The 1,688-nt window shown below is 39.1% G+C and carries 1 protein-coding gene and 1 pseudogene; both read left to right on the top strand.

The genetic code is table 11. The features are described 5' to 3' along the window. Window positions 1-683 (top strand): annotated as a pseudogene (locus WBN20_RS11360) (mannitol dehydrogenase family protein); the annotation flags it as partial. Between the two features lie 229 nt (window positions 684-912). Beyond that, a complete protein-coding gene (locus WBN20_RS11355) occupies window positions 913-1,398 on the top strand; it encodes a hypothetical protein (protein ID WP_424274242.1) in 486 nt (161 codons plus the stop codon). The last annotated feature ends 290 nt before the right edge of the window (window positions 1,399-1,688 follow it).

Below are 1,688 nucleotides of genomic sequence, written 5' to 3'. Positions count from 1 at the left end.
GGGTAGTAGAGGATAAATTCTCCAATGGGCGCCCTGCTTTTGAAAAAGTAGGGGTACAATTCGTACCCGACGTGGGGCCGTATGAAAAAATGAAACTGCGCCTGCTCAATGCCGGGCATTCCGTTTTGGGACTTTTAGGGGCCCTGCACGGCCATCCTACCATCAATGCCTGTGTAGAAGATGAACTCTTTGCCGCCTATTTACGAGCCTTTCTAGACAAAGAAGCCACGCCCGTTTTAGGAAAAATTGAGGGCAGTGATTTATCGGACTACAAAGACAGTTTGCTCGAACGTTTTGCCAACCCCAATATCAAGGACAGCGTCAGCCGTATTTGCGCGGAAAGTTCTGCCAAATTACCCAAGTTTTTGATTCCTACAATTCATGAGAATTTAGCGACAGGGGGAAGTATCAAATTTGCAACATTGGTTATTGCCGTCTGGTGCTATTACAGCGATAAGGAGAAAGACAAAAACGGGAAGCCGCTAGAAATTATTGATGCCATGCATAACGATCTGCATGATGCCGCGAAAGAAACTGTGAATGACCCTTTGGCTTTTGTGAAGCAAGAAAGCTTGTTTGGAGGGCTTGCAACAAATGAGCGTTTTACTACTAGCTATACTTCGCTGGTGCAAGAGTTGTATCAAGGCACCAATATTAAGATGTTGATGCTGGGGCTGCTCTAGGCATAAACACAGGTTATATTTCTGCAGACCATTGCGGGAATCTGTAATGCAGACTCATATTTTTGTTCAAAAATACGGAGTATAATTCATAGACTAAACTGTCATTGCTACTGACTCCATAAAGAATATGCATTACTTAAGGATTATGGGGAAATGAAGTTAAGTTTACGATATCGATAGAGTAGATTACACCTTTTGAAATAATTAGTTTAAGCTCTATATTTAGCGTATGGGTAAGAAAAGGAACAAGACAGAATCCATGGAATATGCTCTAGTTCGCGGTGAAATAAAGTCGGGTCATGGTGTTGCATCTGGAAAAGGCAAGGATGAGAGATATCCGGAAGGAACTTTAAAACAACAATTTAAGCATTTTCTAGAACGAGGTCTTGATTTGAGCAACTATTTCATGGGTACTATCAATTTAGATATTTCACCTTGCTCATATGAAATAAAGAAGCCAAAACATTTTTTTAAGAACATAGATTGGTCGGATTATATTCCTCCGGAGAATTTTTATTTTTTTGATGTAACCCTTTATGATAAAGATAAAACCTATAAAGGATTGGTTTATATGCCCGATCCAGAAACTAAAGAAGATCATATTCAAAAGCCCACCATACTCGAATTAATCCTTCCAAAAATAAAGGATTTGGATTATGGTGTTATGGTAGATATAGCGCTTAAAAAGGACCAACTTGATATAATCACCAAGTAACCAATGGAAAACAGAACGTAATACTAGCGTAAATATGCATTAGAAAAACAGAACAGTATGAAATATATCATTTAAGATTTATCTAGCCGAACCTCTATATCCCTTCTTTTGATTATATCTATTAAAGTAATGTGCTATCTTTAAATCAATAATCAAACATACGAGCCGAGACCGTTGCACCTAATTTCCATTACAATCGCCGTGCATAAGCACCTATCATTGGTGGTGAAGATACCATAATTTGGCGAGCGACCGCATCGTCTCGGATACGATCAACAAGAGAATCGAGT

This window comes from Eudoraea sp., assembly GCF_049665975.1.
Lineage (GTDB): Bacteria > Bacteroidota > Bacteroidia > Flavobacteriales > Flavobacteriaceae > Eudoraea.
The sequence above is the reverse complement of the archived record's forward strand: the minus strand, read 5'-3'. Positions and strand labels throughout refer to the sequence as shown.